The following is a 23,145-nucleotide window of genomic DNA, read 5'->3' as shown; positions in this document are numbered from 1 at the left end:
GATTTAAAAGCTTATAAAGCTATTGGAGTTTTCTTCAAGAAGCAGAAACGGGGTCGCTGTTACATTTACACCATCGCGCGATAATTGACCATGAACTTTGACGATCAGCCATTTTTTGTTTTTAAAATGTTCTTCGCCAAGCAAGCTTCGGATGCCATGGATTTTTTCATTATTCCATGATTCAGTTTTATTAATGTAATCAGCCAGATCAATGGTCTCTATGCCGTAGTTGTTTAATGGAACAGCCAATCCCGGCAGCCGATCCATGTTGATAGGGTGATTGTAAGTACTATCCGGAATGCCTGTGACGTCACGAACGATCACTCGCTGCCACGGTCTGCCGGCCTTTGAAAACATCGGGTAGATACTAAATGGCCAGAATTCTCCATCATGCGTGGCGACTAAAATCAAATATACTAGCATGGTGCCGGCTAAAATTTTGGTGGCTTTATTGATCATAGATAATGTCTCATTTGAGCAGATTTAATTTAATACTCAACTGTGAAATTAATGTTATCGGGAGGTTACGCTTCAACAAAACTTTAATTTTGCATTAGTGCGCATGAGTCATTATATTGGAGCCATTCTTGTCAAACATGGAAAATCATGATTCAAATTAATTACGATAAATGCGATTTGTGCGGTGCGTGTGTAGGTGTTTGTCCGTTTGATGCGCTCGAACTTTCGGAAGTTCGCCTTGGTGTTATTCATCAAAATTGTACTGAATGTAATTTCTGCGTTGAAATATGCCCTTTCGAAGTGTTGAATAACGACGGGGTGCCTCTTCCTAAATTATCCGAACGGCGCAAAGCTCAAACTGTGGCGTAGTACATGGACTTTCTTTCGGCTTCCGGCGATTGGGCGCATTTTTTTTATGCGTTGCTGGGTCTGACAGGTATCGTAGTAACCGGCGAAAGCATTCGTAAATATTTTGGCTGGCCCGGCGAAACGACGCGGCAGATCATTCATGTTGCCACCGGCATTCTCGTTTTCTTCTCTCCCGTATTTCTCGTATCAAAAATTCCCGCTATTGTTCTGGGCTGTTTTTTTACTATAGTTAATTTTCTTGCCATCCGGTTTGAATGGTTGAGCGGAATGCACGCGACCCAGCGAAAAACATACGGGACCGTTTATTATCCGCTGTCGTTCACCATTCTCGCTGTGGTGTTTTGGGATCAGGATAAACCTGCTTTTATGATCGCGATGGCCGTGCTGGCTTTAGGCGATGCCGCGGCGGCGATTGCCGGAGAGCGTGTCCGCCAACCGCATAGTTTTGTGTGGTATCGCGATCGCAAATCGCTCGAAGGTTCTTCCGTCATGTTTTTTACTTCGTTGCTTGTGGTTTTGACAGCGTTTTATTATCTTCACGCCATTGGTTTTTATCATGGAATGTTCTTTGAAATGATCGTGATCGCCGTTTGTACGGCCGTTTTGGCAACTACCGTCGAAGCGATGTCATCGCAAGGTTCGGATAATTTCAATATTCCGATCGTTACGGCGATGGTCATAAGTTTTATGACGCATGCCGAACCGAATGCCCAATGGCAGTTTGCATCAAGTATTGTAATAGCGGCATTGGTCGCCGTTGCTTCCTATCGACTTGGATTTTTAACGCAGGGTGGATCGGCCGGTGCGTTTTTGTTGGGAACGGTTATCTTCGGTGTAGGCGGTTGGAAATGGGCATGGCCTATTCTTTTATTTTTTGTTACGTCGAGTATTTTATCTAAGCTTGGCAAAAAAAGAAAAGAACATTTTGAACAGGTTTTTGAAAAAGGCCATACAAGAGATCTGGGACAAGTGGTCGCCAATGGCGGACTGGCCGGACTAGCCGTTGTCATGGGTTACCATAATCCTGAGCCGCGATGGTACGTGATTTATCTAGGTGCGGTAGCCGCTGTGACAAGCGATACGTGGGGTACAGAGGTTGGTACTTTTTTTAAGGGCACAGTGCGAAGTATCGTGAATTTCAAAAAAGTCGAACCTGGAACTTCCGGAGGCATTTCGTGGCAAGGCACGCTGGGGAGTTTATTGGGAGCGGCCGTCATTGCGGGAAGCGGGTGGGCATTTTACGACGATTGTTTTTTTTCTCAAAAACAGATTTTTGCGTGGATTGTTTTAGCAGGAATGTTCGGGAGTTTGGTTGACAGTTGGCTTGGGGCAACGCTCCAGGTCCAATACATTTGCCGCGTGTGCAATAAAATAACTGAAAAATTTAATCACTGTAATGAAAATACATGCCCGACACGCGGATTTGAATTTTTAACCAATGATCGCGTCAATATTCTGTGTGGTTTTATTGGCGGTTTAGCCGCTTTTTGGATGGTCAATTAACTGAAAGTATTCAAGCATGTTTATAGGCCGGGTTGTAGGAACAGTTTGGGCAACGAAAAAAGTTGATAATGTCAAATCGCTTCGCTTTTTGATGATTCATCCGGTTAATATCGATAAAGCACCGAATACAAATGTGGTTGTTGTTGCGGACACACTCGGCGCTGGAATTGGCGAACTTGTTATTTGCTCGTACGGTCACGCAGCCCGACGAGCCTTGAGCGACCATCCCAATGAGTTATCCATTGAAGCCGCCGTTATCGGTATTGTCGATGAAATCGAAGTGGATGAAAAACTACTTCATGGCCTTGAAACTGAAAAACTGCGCAAGGATTTTCCCGCACCTCCAAAATAAGCGTATATTCATGGCAGCGCCCTTCCGCTTTTGCCGGTTAATCGCCGGTCTTCTAGGTTTGTATATTGTGATTCATGCCCAACCTTTGCAAGCGCAAACTGCGGCACAAGCACGCTTACGTTTTCATAAAACCTATATCGATTCCACCGGGTCGAAACTCGACTCATTGCCGTCGTATGATGACAGTGTGTTTGTTAAAAACAAACGCTATTATTATTATGCAGTCAATGAGAAAGGAAAAGTCGAAGGCGGATTGAATGCGTTTGATGACCTGACATTGAATCTGGCATTGAAAATTGGTGAAGAAGAGGAACGTGAACTCAGTACAGCAAGAAAAATCGGATCATGGTTCGCTAATTTTATTGTTCGTGTTGCCAGTTTGAGTTTTTATGATTTGGGATGGGGTGCCAACAGGCTTTTTTTTGATAAATATACGCTCAATAGCGATATGCGTCGCATCCGTTCGCTCTACGAAAGTAAAGGTTATTTCGAATCGAAGATAGTCCGGTACCGGGCAGAATTTTCGGATAACCGAGAATATATCGCCATTCGCATTTACATCCAGGAAGGTAAACCGACTACGTTGGCTGAGACGCCTAAAATTAAAACAGTATCGACACAACCTCTCGTTGATTTTAAAGATAAGCTAAACGAAAAAGACATTGTTCCGCAATTGCTGACTCAAAAAGGCGATCCGATTGGACGGGATAATATTGAGCTTTCCAAAGCAACCGTTCAGAAAATTTTTGCGCAAAATGGTTATCCGTCAGTCGACGTGAGCGAAACAATTGATACTGTTTCGCAAGGACCTTATAAAGCGACCATTGAATATTTAGTTGTGCCGGGGCGCTATACGGTTTTTGGCAAAACAACCGTATCCGGCAATTTTTATAAAAACGGCAATGGCCAGCCTTCCGACACTACAAAAAACATCGTTGACGATAATGTGATATTGCGGAAAGTACGTTACAAAGAAAATCGTCCTTTTAATCCTGATCAATTGGCACTGAGTATTGGTCAAATCAACGGGCTCGGTGTTTTTCGTTCGGTAAAACCGCTCACGCTTTTGAAAAAAGGAAAATTAGATTCGACGTGGATTTTAGACAAATTCGAAATGGATTCAGTGAAAGAAAAATCCGGGAACCGTTTGCTCCATAAAGTACCGTTGCGCTCATTCGGCGTGACTGTTGATACAATGGCCGTGAATATCAGTGTCGCTGAACGAAAGGAGCGTAGCATCAAACCCGGCGTGGGCTTTACGACCGATTTTATCGACCGCCCCGAATCGGAGAAAAAGAAAGGATTGAGTACGCTGCCGTTCATGACATTTCAAATCTCATGGCAAAGTAAAAATTTTTACGGCGGTGCGAGAAAACTCCAGATTTCAGGAACGATCAGTAAAGGTTTTCAGACCAACGGAATATTCTTTGCCAACTATATGCAGACCAAGATTACGTTTAGGCAGCCGGCATTCAAGTTGCCATTGACGCGCGACGCTGATAATGATCTTATTACGACTTTTTCATTTGAACGAAATAATACGGCTGCATTTGACGTCAAAAAGTTCGATGCGTCGCCAACATTTGTCCGTCAATTTACTCGGGAGTTCAGCGCCAGTTTGACGCCGTTTTCTTTTACAAAAGTATTGGAAAAAGATTATGCCGGCGATTCGACCCGTACATTTTTTACAACCAATCAGAAGCTTGGAGTTACGTATAACAGCAGTAACGATTTTTTCTTTCCGACTACAGGATTTTTGATTTATGCCAATACAGATTTTGCCGGCTTCACACTCCCGTCCGATCTGAAGTATATCAAACTGAATTGGGATAATCGGAAGTATTTTGGTTTGAGTGAGCGATTGAGCGTGGCCGTGCGCGCACGGGCCGGATCGGCTATTCCTTACCGTACCAACGGACAAAAAACAACGATTCCGGTCAGCGAGCAATTTTATGCTGGTGGTCCTAACAGCGTTCGTGGCTGGGGTATCAAAGAATTAGGCATTATCGAAGAAGATACATCAAGTGTCAATGGCAAGACTTTCAGTACGCTCAAATTTATTGGCGGCAACAGTATTATTGAAGGCGGTATAGAGTTTCGATATAACTTGTATGTTTCAAGAGACCCGAGTGAAGCGATCACAGGGATGGATCTCGCGACATTTCTCGATGTCGGAAATGTCTGGACAGAATATAATTTCAAAAATAAACCGCAAGGTTTGCCAAAAAAAATTGCTGCATCCGTCGGCGCCGGAATGCGTATTCGTACGCTGGTCGGACCTTTTCGTATTGACGTGGGATACAAACTTGCCGATCCGGCAAAAATGAAAGTCAAAGACGAATCGGGTGCGGTCAGGAGAATTTCAAAAGCCGGCGCCAAACAAATTTCACGTATTGGCATTCAGGTTACCTTGGGGCAGGCATTCTAGGATCCATGGAAAATTCAAATGAAAAATCGATACAATTTAAATATATTATGCCCGTCATTGGCTGGGCGATTTTGATTTTTATTGCGTCTTCGATTCCGGGGACTTCTTTACCCGATCTTGGGAAATGGTCTCTGGATAAATTTATTCATAGCGGGGTTTTTGCAGTTCTTTCAGGATTATCATTTATCGCAATCAGGCATTACGGCGCTGTCCAATCAAAATCTCAATGGTGGTGCTGGATCGTCAGTTTTAGTTTTTGTCTTTTGTATGCGGCTTCGGATGAAGTTCACCAATTATATGTTCCAAACCGTTCTTCAGAAATACTTGATTTCTTGGCCGATTCGATCGGAATTGTTATTGTGCACGGATATCAGTTAATTTTCAGATCAAAATCATAAGGTTGGTCATGTCCATTCTCGATAAATTAAAACAACGTCTTGTCAAAACCCGCGAAAATGTTTTTGGACGAATTGCCGGTATTCTGCAAAGCAGCGCAAAGATTGACGAAACAACTTTGGAAAAAATTGAAGAAATTTTGATCACGGCGGATCTTGGAGTAGCGACAACCCAAAAAATCATTCAATCGCTTCAACAAAGGGTTAAAAAAGAAAAGCTAGAAAAACCGGAATTACTTTTCCTTATGCTCGAAGAAGAAATGGAAAGATTGATCGTCCCGATTGAAGGCATCCATGTGGAAAAAAAACTCGATCATGCGAAACCTTTTGTGATATTGATTGTCGGTGTCAATGGCACGGGTAAAACTACGACTATCGGTAAGCTGGCGCATCGTTATACACAGCACGGAAAAAAAATTTTACTGGCGGCGGGAGATACTTTTCGGGCTGCCGCAGGCGGACAATTAGAAATATGGGCACAACGTTCATCGGTCGAAATTGTACGTCAAAAGGAAGGAGCTGATCCGGCTGCCCTGATTTTTGACGCGCTCGCTTCGGCCAAAGCCAAACAATCCGATATTGTGTTGATCGATACCGCAGGTCGCCTGCATACGAAAGTTAATTTAATGGAAGAGTTAAAAAAAATTCACCGCGTGATTCAAAAGCAGATTCCCGAAGCCCCGCATGAGACACTTCTGGTGCTGGACGGCACGACGGGTCAAAATGCGATTCAACAGGCGAAGCAGTTTTCGCAAGCCGTCAATGTTACAGGTTTGGTTCTTACAAAATTAGATGGAACGGCCAAAGGTGGCGTTGTACTGGCGATCCAACAAGAATTAAAAATTCCCGTTTATTATATTGGCATCGGCGAAGGTATTGATGACCTCGAAGAATTCCATGCCCATGATTTTGTACAAGCTATTGTTGAATAACTTATGAAAACCATTCATCTCGCACTCGGCATTCACAATCATCAACCGGTGGGCAATTTTGATTTTGTCTTTGAAGAAGCGTACATCAAAGCGTATAAGCCATTCTTGGATATTCTGAAACGATTTCCTTCCATTAAAATCGGCATGCACTACACCGGTATCATTTTCGACTGGCTTGACCGCTCTTATCCTGAATTGATCGACGAATTACGGGGGCTTGTTGATCGTGGTCAGATTGAAATGATTGGCGGAGGATTTTATGAACCGATTATGCCGATCATTCCGGATCATGATAAACTTGGGCAAATTGAAAAACTAAACCGATTTGTACACGAAAAAACCGGCGTTGTTCCTCGCGGAATGTGGATGGCCGAACGGGTATGGGAACCTCATCTGCCTAAAACCTTGGCGGAGGCCGGTATGCGTTATACTATTTTGGATGACACGCATTTTCAGTATGCAGGATTGCAGGAAGATCAATTGTTTGGTTATTACGTCACTGAGGAGTTAGGATTTTCTACAAATTTGTTTCCGATCAGTAAAAAATTACGGTATACCATTCCGTTTCAAGACCCCGAAAAAACGATCGCCTATCTGCGAGAACATGCAACAGAAGATGGAAATGCATTGGCTGTTTTTGCCGATGACGGCGAGAAGTTTGGTATTTGGCCAGGGACTCATGAACATGTTTATACGAACAAATGGCTTGAAAAATTTTTTACATTACTTGAAAAAAATTCAGATTGGATCCGCATTATTCATTTTTCGGAAGCGCTGGAAAAAATCAGGCCGTTGGGTACTGTATATCTTCCTACGGCCTCGTACAGCGAGATGCAGCATTGGGCATTACCGGTAAAAAGTTACCAGGAATACGAACACTTTGAGAAAGAATTGAAACAAAATAAATTGACTGATCCATACGGTATTTTTGTTCGTGGTGGTTTCTGGAGAAATTTTTTTGTCAAATATTCGGAAGCCAATCGCATGCACAAAAAAATGTTGAGGATCAGCCGACGCTTGCATCAACTCCAGGCTTCAGCGAATTCGGACGATGAAGAAATCACAAGTATGATCCGGACTGTCCAGGATCATTTATGGGCTTCTCAGTGTAATTGTCCATATTGGCACGGCGTCTTCGGAGGAATTTATCTGAATAATATCCGTTATGCTTTGTACAAGGAAATGCTGTTGGCCGAAAAATTTCTTGATGTAATTGAGCACGGATCGTCTACGACATGGCATATCATTGAACAAACGGATTATGATGCCGATGGAAATCAGGAAATTCTATTTGAAACGCTGAAGCTGAATGCTTACTTTGATTCAGCAAGAGGCGGAACGTTATTGGAGTTGGATTACAAAGATATTCCAATGAACGTGACTGACGTACTGATGCGGCGCGAAGAAGGGTATCATGAAAAATTGATTGAATTCCATCGGCAAGAAGAGTTAAAGAAAACTGAAGAAAAAAAGGATGATTCAGGGGAAATAGCCAGTATCCATGATCTGGTTCTTTCAAAAGAAAAAAATTTACACGAATTCTTGATAAAGGATTCATTCCGACGTCATTCTTTCATGGATTCGTTTTGGAATGACACTGTGATGCTCGATCATTTTTATAAAAACGAACGAAAAAATATTGTAACGGTGGATAGTCCTTGTGCGTCGGATATTTTGGAAACGGAAAAAATGCTGTCAGTTCGGTATACGTCGGTAATCCGCATTGCCAGTCAAGACGTTCATTGGTCGAAAATTTATACGCTTATACCGGGAACAAGCATTCTAAACGTTGCGTATGAAATACAGAATGCCAGCGACAAGATCCTCAATACTTTTTTCGGAACGGAAATCAATCTGACCTTGCTGGCCGGCGATGCGGACGACCGGTATTATTATGCGGAAGGTTTGAATTTATCTGATAAAAAATTACGTTCGAAAGGCGAATGGCAGCATATTGGAAAGATGGGATTGGTTGACGGTTGGCAAAAAATTAATATTCAGTTTAATTACGACCGTGAAGCCACGGTGTGGCGATACCCGGTTGAAACGATTTCATTATCGGAAGAAGGATTTGAACGAGTGTACCAAGGCTCATGTATACTTCCGTTTTGGAATCTGAGGCTCGATGCAGGCGAACAATGGAAACTTAATATACAACTCTCTTTATCACGTGAGATTTAGGAGGTATTGAATGAAAAGAAAATTCATATTGCCGATAATGCTGATCGTAGTCGTGGTGGTCGCTTTGGCCGGATTTACTGATACCGCGCAAAATACTTATAAAAATATCATCAAACTTCAAAAAGTACTCGACTTAGTTTCACAAACCTACGTGGAAGATGTCGATCAAGGTAAGTTGATTGATGACGCTATTGTCGGCGCTCTGAAAGGATTGGATCCGCATTCCGTTTATATTCCACCGAAAGAAATGAAAACGGTTCGCGAAGAATTCCAGGGCAATTTCGAAGGCATTGGGATTCAGTTTGAAATCGTCAATAGTATTTTGACGGTTGTTACACCGGTGCCCGGTACACCATCGGAAAGAGTTGGATTACTGGCCGGCGATAAAATCATCAAGATCAATGATGTCTCAACTAAAGGCATTACTAATGATGAGGTGTTTTCCAAATTACGCGGTCCTAAGGGAACTAGCGTTCACCTGACGATCGAACGGCCGGGCATGAGCGATCTGCTTGAGTTCGATGTTGTACGCGATAAAATTCCGCTCTACAGCGTCGATGCAAAATTCATGTTGGATAATAAAACAGGATATATCCGTTTTAATAAATTTGCCGAAACCACGGCTGACGAAATTGAACAAGCTTTGCAGGAACTCGAAGCCAAAGGCATGCAGCAATTGGTTCTTGATTTGCGCAATAACGGCGGCGGCTATTTAGATCAGGCATTTGCCATTACGGATAAGTTTTTACCCGGGGGCAAAAAAATTGTATATACGCTTGGCAGAATACCTAATTCATCCAAAGAATATTTGTCCAATTCCAAACCCAATTATCGCAAAATGCCATTGATTGTTTTGATCAATCGCGGGTCGGCATCGGCTTCTGAAATCGTGTCCGGTGCAATTCAAGATCTCGATCGGGGTATTGTGGTTGGTGAACGCAGTTTCGGAAAAGGACTCGTGCAACAACAGTATGAATTAAGCGACGGTTCGGCGGTGCGTGTTACGACAGCGCGGTACTATACGCCGAGCGGAAGATTGATTCAGCGTCCGTACGATGGCAAGTCGCTTGAAGATTATTATGCCGAAGCCCGTCTTGATACTATTCATACGGATTCTACCAAAATCTATTACACTTCTATGGGTCGTAAAGTTTTTGGAGGCGGCGGAATTGTCCCGGATTACCACGTAGATAATGACACCATATCGGCTTATTATGTCAAATTACTAAGCCGCGGCATTTTCCGTGAATTCACTAATGTTTATCTCGAAAGGAAAGGACCGCAGTTACGCGATCAATTTAAATCCAATATGACTAAATTCCTTTCGTCGTTTGAGTTGTCCGATAGCGAAATGCAGGAAATGATCAAAATGGGCGACAGTAAAGGTGTTCCGTTTGATGAAACGTCATTCCAAAAAGATAAAACGGACATGAAGAACATCATCAAAGCTGAAGTCGCTCGGTATATCTGGGGTAACAACGAAGCGGCACTGGTAAGAGTTCAATCGGATAATGTGGTCGGTGAAGCAATGAAATTTTTCCCGGAAGCAAAAAAATTCTCAGAGAATCGATAAATCAGTAAATGATTCGAATAAAAAAAGCGGTAGGACGAAAGTCTTACCGCTTTTTTTGCAAGGAGGATTAATCCGTTTTAGACGCTTTGGGCAATGTGCTCAAAGACAAAGTTTTTGATTTTGTAGTTTTCGTCTGAAATTTTGATACAAAAAGTTTCCATAAGATTTTTGCCGCCCTGATAATCGATGGCATAGCGGCTTCCACAACGATATACTTTGTGTTCTCTCGTCAGCTTTTCTAAAATATCTTTAAGCATCGAAATGTTCTTATGGCTTTCTTTCATGTGAAGACGCTTGGCTACGACATTGGTCGATGTTGGCTCAGAATTGAGGCCAAACTTCAGGATTTGTTGTTCAAGCTCAAAAAAAGTCGGATTTGTTTTTGATTTGCCGTGCGATTTTAATTTGGCCTGCATAGCAAATTCCTTTCAATGAGTTTTAAATGGAAGGTTTTAAAATTAAATTGAATTGCTCCATTCTATTACAAAGAGTCGGCCAAATTTTAAACAGGTATACTATCATTGATAATTAAGACTTTATAAAAAATCGCAAAAGCAAGTGTAAAGTAAAAATTGTATCACGAAGATTGGAATGCTTCAAAATGAGACAGCATAACTTAGAGAATTGATTCACATAAAAATCAAAGATTTACAACAATTAATAATTGACTATATGGATAAAAACGAATAATTTCGCGTTGAATGAATATGAAATGAATACTATTTATGGATATTGAAAATAAATAAGGAGATAAGATATGCCGTATGATGAAAGATTAGTGGCTCCTATGCGGGAAGAATTGACTCGCATTGGGTTTAAAGAGATGAGAAACTCGCAGGAAGTGGATGCCATTTTGGGTAATGAAAAGGGGACGGTTTTGGTAGTGGTTAATTCAGTATGCGGATGTGCTGCCGGTATGGCGCGTCCGGGAATAGCGTTGGCATTGCACAACAAAAATTTACCTGATCATTTGACAACTGTATTTGCTGGTCAGGATATCGAAGCAACAACCAAAGCACGCAGTTATTTGGCCGATATTCCTCCATCGTCTCCGTCAATAGCGCTGTTTCAAGATGGTAAAGTCGTGTGGTTTTTACCGCGTCATCAGATTGAAGGACGTACGGCCGACCAGGTTGCGAACAGTCTTGTTCAAGCTTTCGAAAAATTTTGCGCCAAGGTAGTCGTAAAGTAATGGAGTTTTTCTAAAAAAGTCATGAGAGCAATTATTCTACCGGAAGTAGGCAATTACGATAATTTAATTTTTGGCGAGGCCGTTGATCCAAAACCTAAGTCTGGCGAGGCTGTAATAAAAATTCATGCAGCCGCGTTAAATCACCGTGATTTATGGATCACAAAAGGTCTCTACGCAAATATAAAAGTTCCGATCATTTTAGGATCGGATGGCTGCGGTGTAGTAACCGATACAGGCTCTGAAAACGATCGCCATTGGATCGGGAAGAAAGTTATTGTCAATCCAAGTATGAATTGGGGCGATGATCCGGGAGTTCAAGGCAAAGACTTTAGAATTCTAGGTCTTCCTGATAATGGGACATTGGCCGAAAATGTTGTCGTACCCACGGCAAATCTTATTGAAAAGCCGTCCTATTTATCCGATGAAGAGGCGGCGGCGATTCCTCTGGCGGGTTTGACTGCCTATCGGGCATTATACACACAAGGTAACCTGCAAAAAAATCAAACAGTATTGATCAATGGTATTGGCGGAGGAGTTGCTGCTTCGGCGATGCAAATGGCGCTTGCCACCGATGCTAAAGTGATCGTTACGTCCGGCCGTGATGATAAAATCCGACGCGCTGTTAGTCAGGGCGCCGTTTTTGGGAGTAATTATAATAATCCTGACGGCTTTAAAGAATTGATTGAAAAATCAAAGCCATTGAATGGAATTGATTTAATCATCGATGGAGCCGGCGGTAAAGGATTCAACCATTTGATTAATGTTGTCAAATCAGGCTGTAGGATTGTTATCTATGGCGCTACTGCCGGACTGCCTGATTCGATAGATCTGCGCAAAGTGTATTGGCGGCAAATTCATATTATTGGTTCGACCATGGGAACGAACGATGATTTTAAGCACATGATTGAATTTATTACTGCTCATAAAATTAAACCTGTTATCGACAAAGTATTTTCATTCTCACAATTTAAAGAAGCTTTTCGGCAAATGGATTTGTCGGAACAGTTCGGAAAGATCGTTCTAAGGCCATAAAGAAGATTGTCCAAGCAATTTAAAAAAATGGAGGAGGAAGTAGTATGGAAACCCAAACGGAGCCAACGTCCGCTGAGGAAATGAATGTCTTCAGCCGAATTTTAAATGTATTTTTGAGCCCGTCAGAGACGTTTAATTACTTAATAGCAAAGCCTGATTGGATTACGCCGGTAATCGTGACAATTATTCTGTTTCTGAGTTCGGGCATTTTGTTGAAGGATATTATTCAAACCGAGCAGATCAAAGCAGTGCGTACTCAGATCATGAAAAGTGACCGTGTTCCTGACAGCCAAAAAGAACAAGTCATCGAACAGCAGACTCAGATGATGAAAGGTTTTTGGGTAGTAGGATATGTGATCGGTCTTGTCGGCATTCTAAGTATGTATTTTATTGGAGCCGTTTTTCTAATGATCGGCGGCAACAATGTACTTGGCGGAAAAGCGACTTATATGCAAGTTCTATCTATTTTTGGATATAGTATGATGATTGATATTCTGGCGACGTTGGTGAAGGTGCCGATCATGTTTGTTAACTCCACGTTGCGGGTTGATACCGGCTTAGGGCTATTTGTCGCGGCGGATCAGACTCGTTCGGCAATGTATACGTTTTTGAGTAAATTCGACCTATTTACATTCTGGCAGTTAGCAGTGTTGGTTATCGGCATCTCGCTGCTTTTCGGATTTTCGAAGGGTAAATCGGCTGGGTTGGTTTTCGGGCTATGGTTTGTATGGGTGCTTTTCGGAACAGGTTTAGCCGCGCTTGGGGTGAATTTCGGATAAAATAATGATGTTTTTAAACGGGCTCCTTTGAATATGGATTCAAAGGAGCTTTTTATTTTTATCGTTTGCAACTTTCGGGCTTCGAAATGGTCTAATCTGGCGATAATCGGGTATTTTCATATTTTTTTTTGAACGAAAAATGAAACAAAATAAGATTCATAACGAATACAAGAGTGATTTAAAAATACAGGCATACTTTTCAAGCGAGGAGAAGGAACAATGAAAAAAACTATTCATTTATTATTGATGACAATGGTGATGACCTTAGGGGCTTCAGCGCAAGAGAAGATAACTCTTACGCTCGATGAAGCCTTGGCAATTGCCATGAAGAATAACATTCAGGTCATTACTGCACAAAATACTTATAATGCGGCTGTTGCGGATGTTTTGCCTAAAACTTGGGGTAATAACCTTCCGACGGTAGATTTGAATGCTCAATACAGTTTGGCCGATGAAAAAAGCACGTTTGTTACTAACAGTGGTGTAAAAGAAAGTGCCGAAAGATATTCGTATTCATTGTCGGCCAATTATGTATTGTTTGACGGGTTTAAGAAGTTTGGAGAAATGAAGCAAGCACGGTTAGATGAAAGTTCAGCTCAGTTCACTTACGAAAACACTAAGCAAGACGTCGCATTACAAGTTCATAAATCGTATTTTGATGTCTTAAAAAATCAACAATTGTTGCGCGTCAGCGAAGAAAATTTAAAACGCAGCGAGGAACAACTTAAACGTCTCGAAGAACGTAATCGTTTAGGTGCGCAAATTCTTTCGGATGTATACAAGCAAAAAGTTCAGGTAGGTTCTGATCGGTTAGCGCTTAATCGTTCAAAAAATAATTTAAATACTTCCAAAGCAAGCCTGAATAGTTTGATTGGAATTGACGTCAATACACAAGTTGAATTGAAGGATCTGGGTTTGGATGTTACATTCGATGCGTCCGAGTATAACTTTGACAAAGCTTTTTCGAAGGCGCTGGAACAACGTAAAGATTATTTAGCGAGCATTAAGAAGGTCGAAAGTTCACGTGCTTCACTCAGGAATGCCCGTAGCGGATTCTTTCCTACGTTGTCAGCGTTTGCCGATTATAGCTGGTCCGACGCTTTCAGACCGGGCAGCTTTAAAGAAATAGGCGCCAATGATCGCGTTAGTGTTGGCTTAAATTTTAGCATGCCGATTTTCAATGGTTTTCAAACGTCTGCAAGCGTTATTCGTGCGGATCAAAGCGTACAAACAGCAAAAAGCAACCTTGAGAATACGCGCCGGCAAGTTGCTCTAAACATTAAAATAGCGCTACTGAATTTGCAAACGTCATATGAAAATGTAAAACTCTCCGAAGAAAATGTTAATTCGGCTAAAGAAGATTTACGGCTAGCGACGGAAAAATACAATCTCGGTGCGGGAACCATTTTGGATCAGATCACGGCCAATGCAAGTTATGCTCAAGCCGAGGCTAATCATATTCAGGCCGTTTATGATTTCCTATATGCAAAGCAACAGTTTAATATAGCCGTAGGTGCGATCGAAACTAAATAATTTTATAAACTATAAACAGACAATTATACTTTTTAAGCAGGGAGTATACGTATGTCGAAAAAGAAAAAGATACTTATCGGTAGTATCCTAGCCGTGGTTATAACCGCGGTGGTCGTATTCAATCTAAGTAACAAAAAAGAGGAATCGACCGAAGTACAGACTGAAAAAGTCAAACGGGGCGATGTGATCAAAACGGTCAGTGCATCCGGAAAAATTCAGCCGGTTACGGACGTCAAGATCAGTTCCAACGTCAGCGCCAAGATTATGCGAATGTACGTGAAAGAAGGCGACAAAGTAAAAAAAGGACAGGTGTTGGTCTCGCTCGATCGTACGAATTATGAAGCGGCTGTGAATCAGACTAAAGCCGAAGTGCTTCGTACGCAATCGCAAGTCATGAATGCGAAAGCGAACCTTCAAAAAGCGCAACAGGACCACGACCGCGTCAAAGGATTATTCGAAAAGAAATTGGCTGCGGAGGCTGAAATGCAAACTGCCACTGCCGCGCTATTGACGGCTCAGTCTACTCTGGCATCAGCCGAAAGCCAGGTACAAGCAGCGGAAGCACAATTAGCGCAAACAATGGATAATCTGAATAAAACCGAAATCTATGCTCCGATTGATGGAACCGTCAGTCAATTAAATAAAGAAGCCGGTGAAATTGCACTAGGCTCACAATTTTCACAAGATGTCATCATGGTAGTAGCTAATTTGGCTCAGATGGAAGCACGTGTGAATGTTGATGAGAATGATGTGATTGCAATTAATATTGGTGATTCTGCGAAAATTGAAGTCGATGCGTTGACCGGACGCTACATTAATGGCTTTGTAACCGAGATTGCCAACAGCGCCAATGTTAAAGCTGCCGGTACTCAGGAAGAAAAAACGGAATTTGAAGTCAAGATTGCGTTGGCTGAAAATCTCGATGTATTACGTCCGGGTATGTCGACAACCGCCGACATTACAACCGATGTTCGCAATAGTGTTTTGAATGTGCCGATTCAATGTGTCACCGTACGTGAACCTGAAAAATTAAAACGAAAAGAAGGCGTTGAAAAAGACGCGGCGATCGCCAACGATACGGCTAATGAATTTGTTCCGAATAAAGATGGTGTTGTGGAAGTCGTATTTGTAATTGAAAATGGCGTATCGGTTGCAAAGGCCGTTAAAACAGGAATTCAAAGCGAATCACATATAGAAATTATCGAAGGGCTCAAAGAAAACGATGAAGTGGTGGTCGGCAGCTACCGTGCAATCAGTAAATTGCTTGAGAACGGATCCAAAGTTAAAGTGGATAATGAAAAAAAGACTAAAAAATTTGGTAGTTCTGAAGGCGATGAAAAATAAAAAAGCGTAAATGCCGATAAAAAGGAAAAACCGTCATGGTAATTGACATACGAAATATTACTAAATTATATAGAATAGGAACCGAAGAGGTTCATGCATTACGAGGCGTGTCATTGAGCGTTCAGAAAAACGAGTATATTGCATTAATGGGGCCATCGGGATCCGGTAAGTCCACATTGATGAATGTGATCGGATGCCTTGATACGCCGACTTCCGGAGAATATTTTTTCGAAGGCGAAGACGTAGCGAATATGTCGGACGATCAATTGGCAGAAATACGTAACCGTAAGATCGGATTTGTTTTTCAGAATTTTAATCTGATTCCGCGATCAAATGTATTTCACAATGTCGAGCTTCCGATGATTTATGCCGGAATGTCCGCGCCTGAGCGGCGTAAACGTACTGTAGAAGCCATTGAAAAAGTAGGGTTGGGCGAGCGTATGAAACATAAGCCTAATGAACTTTCCGGTGGCCAACGTCAACGTGTGGCAATTGCGCGTGCTCTGGTCAATAACCCTGCGATCATTTTAGCCGATGAGCCGACAGGAAATCTCGACTCGAAAACCGGTGAAGAAATCATGATGGTGTTTGAAGATTTATACAAAGCCGGCCAAACTATCATCTTAGTTACCCATGAAGAAGATATTGCTTCCCATGCACGGCGTGTGGTAAGATTGAAGGATGGCGTTGTGGAGATTGATGAAAAAATTACCGGTCGTAAGGTATTCAAAAAAGTTTTAGTAGATCACTCGGAAGCGTAACGCTCAACATTACGGAAAAACAATGAGACGATTAGTATATGAAATCAGCGAGGCATTCAAAATTGCTTTAACAGCAATTCGGGCCAATAAAGCGCGTGGTTTTTTAACAACCCTTGGCATCGTTATCGGTATTACTGCGGTCTCGACAACGATGACTGTTATGGTCGGGATGAAAAATTCATTTCAGTCTCAATTATCAGCATTGGGTTCAGATGTTCTATATGTTTCGAGAATGCCATGGCTCATCATGGACGACTGGTGGAAATACCGCAATCGGCGACAAATTACACTTGAGGAAAGTGAAAAACTTGAAAAGGCGCTTAGCGATAAAGTAGTTGCTGTCAATCCTTCTGTGGGAACAACCCGAATGATTAAATTCGAGTCGGAAACTTTGGAAGATGTTTTTATTCGTGGCACGACCAATAAGGAATTATTTACGTCATCCGCATTGCCTGAATTTGGGCGTTATATCAATGCAATGGACGTCAAAAATGCGAAATTTATTTGTGTGATTGGATCGGAGATTAAAGAAAAACTTTTCAAAAATAAAGATCCGATCGGCCGACGACTACGGGTGGGAGCTTATAATTTTAGAGTGGTTGGGGTTATGGAAAAACAGGGCCGTTTTTTGGGGGGATTAGGAGGCCCAAATCTGGATATCCAGGTGTCGATACCCATTACAACATTTCTGAAATGTTTTGGTAAACAACGTGGTTTGCAATTAGCCGTAAAAACATTCGGCCCCCAAACGATGAGTGATACGGAAGAAGAAATTACCGGTGCGATGCGTAAAATCAGAAAATTATCACCAGTACAAGAAGAAAACTTCTCTATCAATCGTCAAGACACCTTCACTAAAGTCTATGACAGTATTATGGGAGTTGTTGGCGTAATCGGCGTGTTGATTACAAGTATTTCATTATTTGTCGGTGGTATTGGCGTAATGAATATTATGTTTGTTTCTGTTACGGAACGAACTAAGGAAATTGGTATTCGCAAAGCCATAGGCGCCAAAAGAAGAACGATATTAGTTCAATTTCTCTTTGAAGCATCGATGATTTGTTTGATTGGTTGTGTTATTGCATTGCTGTTATCGTATGCGTTAAGCTGGGTCATTAATATTTTCTTTACGGCTACTCTGTCTCTTGGTATCGTTATTATAGCGATAGTTATTGCGGTTTCAGTCGGCATTATGTCCGGATTCTTTCCGGCTCTGAAAGCATCACGGCTAGATCCGATCGATGCTTTGCGTTATGAATAATTTAAAACAACAAGGTTGATTGTTATGCGAATGGATTGGTTCGAAAGTATCAAAATGGCGATGACAGCCGTTGTGACCAACAAGTTACGTTCGCTGTTAACGCTGGTTGGAATTGTTGCCGGTGTTGCATCGATCATTGCCGTAATGACCGCTATCAAGATCGTCCAAACGAAAATGGAAACGGACATGAGTCGTCTGGGTTCGGGAGTTTTTCAGGTTCAGAAATGGCCAGCGATTGGAGGTCCCGGCACAAATTGGCGTAAGATTATGCGGCGAAAACCGTTAACGATCGAACAAGCTGATTTAATTCGCGAGCGCGTTAAAGATGCAGAATTGGTCGGAGCAGAATTGTGGGAGCAGCCAGCAACGCTTGCTCATGAGGATCTCAAAACGAATAATAACGTGTCATTGGCTGGAGGCACTCCTGAATTTCAAATTAATAATAATCAATTAGTATCGGTTGGGCGTTTCATCAACGAAGAAGATATTAAGGTTGGTCGTAATGTTATTGTGATTGGGTCAAGAATCGTTGCAAAGCTGTTTCCGTTTAAAGATCCGATAGATCAAATCATAAAGATTAACGGCCATAAATATACAGTAATTGGAGTGTATGAGGAATTGGGTGATGGCCCTTCAGGATCAGGCGACAACAGCGCGTGTATTCCGATTACGGCTTTCGTTGACCAATTTGGTTTAAAAGATAAAGAAGGATTTGATCGTTCAGTCAATATTACGGTAAAGGCAAAACCCGGAGCTATCTTGGAGGATGTGATAGAGGAAGTACGAGGAGTATTACGGGTTGCCCGCAACGTAAAGCCTCTTGAAGAAGATGATTTTGACTTTTTTTCAAACGATAGTATGATCAAAGCTTTCGGAGAAATGACGGCAGTTATTAAATTAGTAGCAATTGCAATGGGGGGAATTTCGCTGATCGTAGCAGGGATTGGAATCATGAACATAATGTTGGTTTCGGTCACGGAACGTACAAAAGAAATTGGCATCCGAAAAGCGATCGGCGCTACTCGTGGTAATATTATGATGCAATTTTTGATCGAGGCAGTAGTTTTGTGTGAAATTGGTGGTTTGATTGGAATTGGCGTTGGCGTTGGAATAGGCAATATTGTTAGTGTTCTAATGAGTGTTCCAGTTACTATTCCATACGATTGGGCTTTCGGAGGGTTGATTTTCTGTAGTTTTATTGGAATCATTTTCGGAATGTGGCCGGCATCCAAAGCATCGAAACTCGATCCTATCGAGTCTTTGAGGTATGAGTAATTTCAAAATTTAAAGTCGAAGCCAGATAAAGCGGGTAAATACAAGTTTCCCGCTTTTTTATTTGGTTTAATTTGACTGAAATCTCCGATAAATCGTACAAGCCAATGAAGTCGTTGGCTGTTAAAAAACACCTTGACAAAGCTTTTGCAATTGTTTATTTTACAGTCATTAAAAAAAGTCCTCATCAATCATTTCTGTGCAAAATTTCTATTACTTATTTCTCCAAAAGAACGAATGGGCTAAAAACGGAGGAGTTATGCCTTTGAAGTCAAAATCTTTACAATTCACATTGAAGGCCACCGTTGCGATAATATTGTTGTTTGTCGCAACCGTTACGGATGTAACGGCCCAGATCGGCAATGGATTAGGAACCGGTAAGTATGGTACTTTTAATACATATTCTGCATCGACCCTGAACAAGGGATTTTTCAGTACTTATAACCAAGGCAGAGTATATGTTGCAGCGGGGTTGAGTGGAATCAGTTCAGTTAAAAACATAAATTTATGGCATGCAGCTAATAATTTTACTTTTGCATATGGAATTTACGACCATTTCGATGCTTTAATATCGATTGGTACTTACCAAGATCTTAATCTTAGAGCAATCAGAAATAAACAGAGCACTGTTCCGGGTGACTTGTTCGTTGTACTAAGAAGTGGTGGTTTTGAGTTTGTCGATGGCAAGATTGGTTTAGGTGCCTCATTGGGTTTTAAAGTTCCAACGGGAGGGCAGCAAAATATTCCTTTTGAAGTCTATAAGAGCGATAATTTTGAAGTTGGTATTTTAGGAATGGCAACATATTATGGTAATCCATACTATAAAGAACAATCTTTTTTATTTAATATAAATTTAGGATTGTGGAGCCATAATGACAATGGAAAACAAGTTTCTTTTTATAAGAATAGCCCAGTTGAAAGTGATGTTAATTCGATGGCATTCCAATTTGGGTTTGGTACAGTTGTTCCTGTAAAAAAGGTGCAATTAATGGTAGATGCGTATGGAATAGCTTATCTCACTCAACCGGTTAAAGAGGTATATAGCCGAGAGTCCTTTGTTTACATTACACCCGGCATTCGTTACAATATCCTGCCTTGGATTAATATAGGAACGTATGTGGATGTGTTGGTTGCAGGCAAAACAGATGATACAGAATATTCACAATTGACCGGTGTTTTGAGACCGGGTGAAGGTGATGGGACCACAGGTAAAGGTGCTCCTAACTATGCATCGTGGCGGTTAGGTTTTAGCCTTGGTTTCAATATCTTACCTGTGAATTTCTATTCATCCGGAAGTGATCAAAAACGCAAGCGTTTATTGGATCGTCTTCTCGAAGAAGAACGTGGAGCCCAAAAGGCTGCGGCTCAGTTAGAGAAACTAAAGAAGTTGCGTTTGAATGCAGAAAAAGAGCTCGAAAAAATCAAAAAAGATTTAGAAGAAAATAAATCTGAATAAAAGTTGATCGTCGGTTCATGAAAAAAATCGAGGCGATCATTAGACCGTTCAAACTTGACGATTTAAAAGAAGCTTTGCTGCAAATTGGCGTTAAGGGAATGACGATCACGGAAGTGAGGGGATTCGGCAGGCAGAAAGGACATACGGAACTGTATCGTGGCAATGAATATCGGATTGATTTTTTGCCGAAAATTAAAGTTGAAATTGTTATTGAAAATTCCATACTTGAGCAAGTAATAGATACTATTTTGGATTCTGCTAAAACAGACCAAGTGGGAGATGGGAAAATTTTTGTAAGTGATCTTGAAGACGTTATTCGCATTCGTACAGGAGAATCAGGCGATGAAGCCATTTGACCTTCGTCACCGACGAAGGAAGTTTCCGATACCGATTCTTCGGTTTTTAACTAAAAAAGCTTTATAGGGATTTTAGCCCCTTTCCAAAACGGAAAGGGGCATTTTATTTTTATTAGTAACTTTTTAATTAATAATCCTATAACACAAAAATAACAGGAGTAATTCAATGAGTAGTGATGCTGTGAAGAAGGTGTTTGAACTGGCGAAACAGAAAAATGTTCGCGTAATTGATTTCAAGTTTATGGATTTCATCGGAATATGGCAGCATTTCAGCGTGCCAGTGGAGGAATTAAATGAAGAAATTTTTGAACACGGTCTTGGATTTGACGGCTCAAGTATTCGCGGGTGGAAAGCAATCAATGAAAGCGATATGTTGATCATTCCTGATGCCACCAGCGCTTTTATCGATCCGTTCATGACGCCAACGACTTTAAGTTTGATCGGGGATGTCCATGAACCATTGACCAAAGAGCGATTCCGCCGTTGCCCGCGCGGAATTGCAGTGGCCGCTGAGAACTATTTAAAGTCGACTGGTATCGCTGATACAGCTTATTTTGGTCCGGAAGCAGAATTTTTTATTTTTGATGAAGCCCGTTTTGATCAAACTCAAAATTCCGGATTTTATTTTTTGGATTCTGTTGAAGGTGTTTGGACTCGCGGGCGCGAAGAAAGTCCGAATTTGGCCTACAAGACTAGAAATAAAGAAGGTTATTTCCCAGTTCCGCCAACCGATCGATTCCAGAATCTTCGCAATGAGATGATGATAGTATTGCAGGAATGTGGCATACAGGTGGAGCGCCAGCATCATGAAGTAGCGACGGGCGGGCAAGCTGAGATCGATTTTCGTTTCAATGCATTGCGTGTATGCGCCGATCAGTTGATGTTATTCAAATATATTATTCGCAATATTGCTTTCCGTCATGGAAAAACAGTGACGTTTATGCCAAAGCCATTGTTTGGGGATAATGGCAGCGGGATGCACGTTCACATGAGTTTGTGGAAGTCTGGTCAACCGCTGTTTGCAGGGAATCAATACGCGGGGTTGAGCGAGACCGCGTTATATTTTATAGGTGGTATTCTCAAACATACTAAAGCTCTAAATGCACTGACCAATCCAACGACCAACTCTTACAAACGTTTGACTCCAGGATTTGAAGCTCCGGTGAATTTGGCATACTCACAAAGCAATCGCAGTGCGGCGGTTCGGATACCGATGTATTCGGCAAGCCCGAAAGCTAAACGTATTGAATACCGTTGCCCGGATCCGTCTTGTAATCCGTATCTGGCGTTTTCAGCCATGCTGATGGCCGGACTAGACGGAGTTATTAATAAAATTCATCCCGGCGATCCTTTAGATAAAAATATCTATGACTTGAAACCGGAAGAACTTGCCAAAGTACCTTCTACGTGTGCTTCGCTTGATGAAGCATTGAAAGCGCTGGAAAACGATCATGACTTTCTTATGAAAGGTGAGGTTTTTTCAGAAGATGTGATTGAAACATGGATTCAATACAAAACTGAACAAGAAGTTAATGCCTTGCGTTTGCGTCCTCATCCTTATGAATTTGCGCTTTATTTTGATATTTAAAAACGATGACATCGCATAAGAAAGGCCGGATAGAATTTCTTCCGGCCTTTTTATTTTTTGACTTTTCATCTTATTTTTGATACTTTGCGTCGGTTTTTTGAAAAAAACATTAATTTTTCGTAAGGAATTTTTATGATTTCGATGTCTGAATTAGAATCATTGCTTGAGTCCGCACAATCAAAAGTCAATGAGATGCGGAGGTATCTTTGACGTCGATAACCGGCAAACTAAGATAGCCAGGCTTGAACATGAGTCATCGGCGCCTGATTTCTGGAATGATAATCAGCGTGCACAACAGATCATGCAGGAATTATCCGTCGAAAAAAAATGGGTTGACAGTTGGACACGATTAGCAACTCAAGTTCGCGATGCTAATGAA

General features: G+C 41.6%; 22 protein-coding genes. 20 read left to right on the top strand and 2 right to left on the bottom strand.

Annotated features, from left to right (window positions below; all coding sequences use genetic code 11):
- Positions 1-3: 3 nt before the first annotated feature.
- Positions 4-459 carry a hypothetical protein gene (locus K1X84_08455; GenBank protein ID MBX7151658.1) on the bottom strand — a complete coding sequence of 152 codons (456 nt, stop codon included), beginning with the start codon at positions 457-459 and terminating at the stop codon, positions 4-6.
- A 147-nt stretch (positions 460-606) separates the two neighbouring features.
- On the opposite strand from K1X84_08455, the gene K1X84_08450 reads away from it, so the two are divergent.
- Genes K1X84_08450 through K1X84_08415 form a run of 8 tightly spaced genes read left to right on the top strand, consistent with a single transcriptional unit; the run spans position 607 to position 10,192 of the window.
- Positions 607-828, top strand: coding sequence for a 4Fe-4S binding protein (locus tag K1X84_08450; GenBank protein MBX7151657.1), 222 nt, complete (start codon positions 607-609; stop codon positions 826-828).
- Positions 829-831: 3 nt separating this feature from the next.
- Positions 832-2,331, top strand: coding sequence for a DUF92 domain-containing protein (locus K1X84_08445; GenBank protein MBX7151656.1), 1,500 nt, complete (start codon positions 832-834; stop codon positions 2,329-2,331).
- A 16-nt stretch (positions 2,332-2,347) separates the two neighbouring features.
- Positions 2,348-2,683 (top strand): EutN/CcmL family microcompartment protein, encoded by a 336-nt coding sequence (locus K1X84_08440; protein ID MBX7151655.1) that lies wholly within the window; start codon positions 2,348-2,350, stop codon positions 2,681-2,683.
- A gap of 10 nt (positions 2,684-2,693) precedes the next feature.
- Positions 2,694-5,111, top strand: coding sequence for a BamA/TamA family outer membrane protein (locus tag K1X84_08435; protein MBX7151654.1), 2,418 nt, complete (start codon positions 2,694-2,696; stop codon positions 5,109-5,111).
- A gap of 5 nt (positions 5,112-5,116) precedes the next feature.
- Positions 5,117-5,509 (top strand): VanZ family protein, encoded by a 393-nt coding sequence (locus K1X84_08430; protein MBX7151653.1) that lies wholly within the window; start codon positions 5,117-5,119, stop codon positions 5,507-5,509.
- Positions 5,510-5,517: 8 nt separating this feature from the next.
- On the top strand, positions 5,518-6,438 hold the full coding sequence (gene ftsY / locus K1X84_08425; GenBank protein MBX7151652.1) for a signal recognition particle-docking protein FtsY: 921 nt from the start codon (positions 5,518-5,520) through the stop codon (positions 6,436-6,438).
- Positions 6,439-6,441: 3 nt separating this feature from the next.
- Entirely contained in the window at positions 6,442-8,619 is a 2,178-nt protein-coding gene (locus K1X84_08420) for a DUF1926 domain-containing protein (GenBank protein ID MBX7151651.1), read from the top strand.
- 10 nt (positions 8,620-8,629) lie between these two features.
- Positions 8,630-10,192 carry a S41 family peptidase gene (locus K1X84_08415; GenBank protein ID MBX7151650.1) on the top strand — a complete coding sequence of 521 codons (1,563 nt, stop codon included), beginning with the start codon at positions 8,630-8,632 and terminating at the stop codon, positions 10,190-10,192.
- 77 nt (positions 10,193-10,269) lie between these two features.
- On the opposite strand, the gene K1X84_08410 is transcribed toward K1X84_08415, so the two are convergent.
- Entirely contained in the window at positions 10,270-10,608 is a 339-nt protein-coding gene (locus K1X84_08410; GenBank protein MBX7151649.1) for a hypothetical protein, read from the bottom strand.
- Positions 10,609-10,949: 341 nt separating this feature from the next.
- Between K1X84_08410 and K1X84_08405 the strand changes: the two genes are divergently transcribed.
- The 12 genes from K1X84_08405 to K1X84_08350 all read left to right on the top strand — a co-directional run.
- A complete protein-coding gene (locus K1X84_08405; GenBank protein ID MBX7151648.1) occupies positions 10,950-11,384 on the top strand; it encodes a BrxA/BrxB family bacilliredoxin in 435 nt (144 codons plus the stop codon).
- 21 nt (positions 11,385-11,405) lie between these two features.
- Entirely contained in the window at positions 11,406-12,416 is a 1,011-nt protein-coding gene (locus K1X84_08400; GenBank protein ID MBX7151647.1) for a zinc-binding dehydrogenase, read from the top strand.
- Positions 12,417-12,460: 44 nt separating this feature from the next.
- Positions 12,461-13,195: a YIP1 family protein gene (locus tag K1X84_08395; GenBank protein ID MBX7151646.1), complete on the top strand. Its 735-nt coding sequence runs from the start codon at positions 12,461-12,463 to the stop codon at positions 13,193-13,195.
- 219 nt (positions 13,196-13,414) lie between these two features.
- Entirely contained in the window at positions 13,415-14,728 is a 1,314-nt protein-coding gene (locus K1X84_08390; GenBank protein MBX7151645.1) for a TolC family protein, read from the top strand.
- 51 nt (positions 14,729-14,779) lie between these two features.
- The gene (locus K1X84_08385) at positions 14,780-16,072 is read left to right on the top strand and encodes an efflux RND transporter periplasmic adaptor subunit (protein MBX7151644.1); all 1,293 of its coding nucleotides are present in this window, start codon (positions 14,780-14,782) and stop codon (positions 16,070-16,072) included.
- A 35-nt stretch (positions 16,073-16,107) separates the two neighbouring features.
- Positions 16,108-16,833 carry an ABC transporter ATP-binding protein gene (locus tag K1X84_08380; protein ID MBX7151643.1) on the top strand — a complete coding sequence of 242 codons (726 nt, stop codon included), beginning with the start codon at positions 16,108-16,110 and terminating at the stop codon, positions 16,831-16,833.
- A 22-nt stretch (positions 16,834-16,855) separates the two neighbouring features.
- On the top strand, positions 16,856-18,094 hold the full coding sequence (locus K1X84_08375) for an ABC transporter permease (GenBank protein ID MBX7151642.1): 1,239 nt from the start codon (positions 16,856-16,858) through the stop codon (positions 18,092-18,094).
- A 24-nt stretch (positions 18,095-18,118) separates the two neighbouring features.
- Entirely contained in the window at positions 18,119-19,369 is a 1,251-nt protein-coding gene (locus tag K1X84_08370) for an ABC transporter permease (protein MBX7151641.1), read from the top strand.
- A gap of 256 nt (positions 19,370-19,625) precedes the next feature.
- A complete protein-coding gene (locus K1X84_08365) occupies positions 19,626-20,822 on the top strand; it encodes a hypothetical protein (GenBank protein MBX7151640.1) in 1,197 nt (398 codons plus the stop codon).
- Positions 20,823-20,839: 17 nt separating this feature from the next.
- Positions 20,840-21,178, top strand: coding sequence for a P-II family nitrogen regulator (locus K1X84_08360; protein ID MBX7151639.1), 339 nt, complete (start codon positions 20,840-20,842; stop codon positions 21,176-21,178).
- Between the two features lie 166 nt (positions 21,179-21,344).
- The gene (gene glnA, locus K1X84_08355) at positions 21,345-22,766 is read left to right on the top strand and encodes a type I glutamate--ammonia ligase (GenBank protein ID MBX7151638.1); all 1,422 of its coding nucleotides are present in this window, start codon (positions 21,345-21,347) and stop codon (positions 22,764-22,766) included.
- A gap of 187 nt (positions 22,767-22,953) precedes the next feature.
- A partial coding sequence (locus K1X84_08350) for a PCRF domain-containing protein (protein ID MBX7151637.1) occupies positions 22,954-23,145 on the top strand: 192 nt, incomplete at its 3' end.

It is taken from the genome of bacterium, from assembly GCA_019695335.1.
GTDB lineage: Bacteria > CLD3 > CLD3 > SB21 > SB21 > JABWBZ01.
Note: the sequence above shows the minus strand (reverse complement) of the source record. Positions and strands in the feature narration are given on the sequence as shown.

Excerpts from the sequence above, each read along its gene's own strand:
- K1X84_08365 (MBX7151640.1), top strand. The coding sequence starts at position 19,626 with ATGCCTTTGAAGTCAAAATCTTTACAATTCACATTGAAGGCCACCGTT.
- K1X84_08400 (MBX7151647.1), top strand. The coding sequence starts at position 11,406 with ATGAGAGCAATTATTCTACCGGAAGTAGGCAATTACGATAATTTAATT.
- K1X84_08445 (MBX7151656.1), top strand. The coding sequence starts at position 832 with ATGGACTTTCTTTCGGCTTCCGGCGATTGGGCGCATTTTTTTTATGCG.
- K1X84_08360 (MBX7151639.1), top strand. The coding sequence starts at position 20,840 with ATGAAAAAAATCGAGGCGATCATTAGACCGTTCAAACTTGACGATTTA.
- K1X84_08385 (MBX7151644.1), top strand. The coding sequence starts at position 14,780 with ATGTCGAAAAAGAAAAAGATACTTATCGGTAGTATCCTAGCCGTGGTT.
- K1X84_08380 (MBX7151643.1), top strand. The coding sequence starts at position 16,108 with ATGGTAATTGACATACGAAATATTACTAAATTATATAGAATAGGAACC.
- K1X84_08370 (MBX7151641.1), top strand. The coding sequence starts at position 18,119 with ATGCGAATGGATTGGTTCGAAAGTATCAAAATGGCGATGACAGCCGTT.
- K1X84_08390 (MBX7151645.1), top strand. The coding sequence starts at position 13,415 with ATGAAAAAAACTATTCATTTATTATTGATGACAATGGTGATGACCTTA.
- K1X84_08440 (MBX7151655.1), top strand. The coding sequence starts at position 2,348 with ATGTTTATAGGCCGGGTTGTAGGAACAGTTTGGGCAACGAAAAAAGTT.
- K1X84_08455 (MBX7151658.1), bottom strand. The coding sequence starts at position 459 with ATGATCAATAAAGCCACCAAAATTTTAGCCGGCACCATGCTAGTATAT.
- K1X84_08375 (MBX7151642.1), top strand. The coding sequence starts at position 16,856 with ATGAGACGATTAGTATATGAAATCAGCGAGGCATTCAAAATTGCTTTA.
- K1X84_08410 (MBX7151649.1), bottom strand. The coding sequence starts at position 10,608 with ATGCAGGCCAAATTAAAATCGCACGGCAAATCAAAAACAAATCCGACT.
- K1X84_08420 (MBX7151651.1), top strand. The coding sequence starts at position 6,442 with ATGAAAACCATTCATCTCGCACTCGGCATTCACAATCATCAACCGGTG.
- K1X84_08450 (MBX7151657.1), top strand. The coding sequence starts at position 607 with ATGATTCAAATTAATTACGATAAATGCGATTTGTGCGGTGCGTGTGTA.
- K1X84_08430 (MBX7151653.1), top strand. The coding sequence starts at position 5,117 with ATGGAAAATTCAAATGAAAAATCGATACAATTTAAATATATTATGCCC.
- ftsY (MBX7151652.1), top strand. The coding sequence starts at position 5,518 with ATGTCCATTCTCGATAAATTAAAACAACGTCTTGTCAAAACCCGCGAA.
- K1X84_08405 (MBX7151648.1), top strand. The coding sequence starts at position 10,950 with ATGCCGTATGATGAAAGATTAGTGGCTCCTATGCGGGAAGAATTGACT.
- K1X84_08435 (MBX7151654.1), top strand. The coding sequence starts at position 2,694 with ATGGCAGCGCCCTTCCGCTTTTGCCGGTTAATCGCCGGTCTTCTAGGT.
- K1X84_08415 (MBX7151650.1), top strand. The coding sequence starts at position 8,630 with ATGAAAAGAAAATTCATATTGCCGATAATGCTGATCGTAGTCGTGGTG.
- K1X84_08395 (MBX7151646.1), top strand. The coding sequence starts at position 12,461 with ATGGAAACCCAAACGGAGCCAACGTCCGCTGAGGAAATGAATGTCTTC.
- glnA (MBX7151638.1), top strand. The coding sequence starts at position 21,345 with ATGAGTAGTGATGCTGTGAAGAAGGTGTTTGAACTGGCGAAACAGAAA.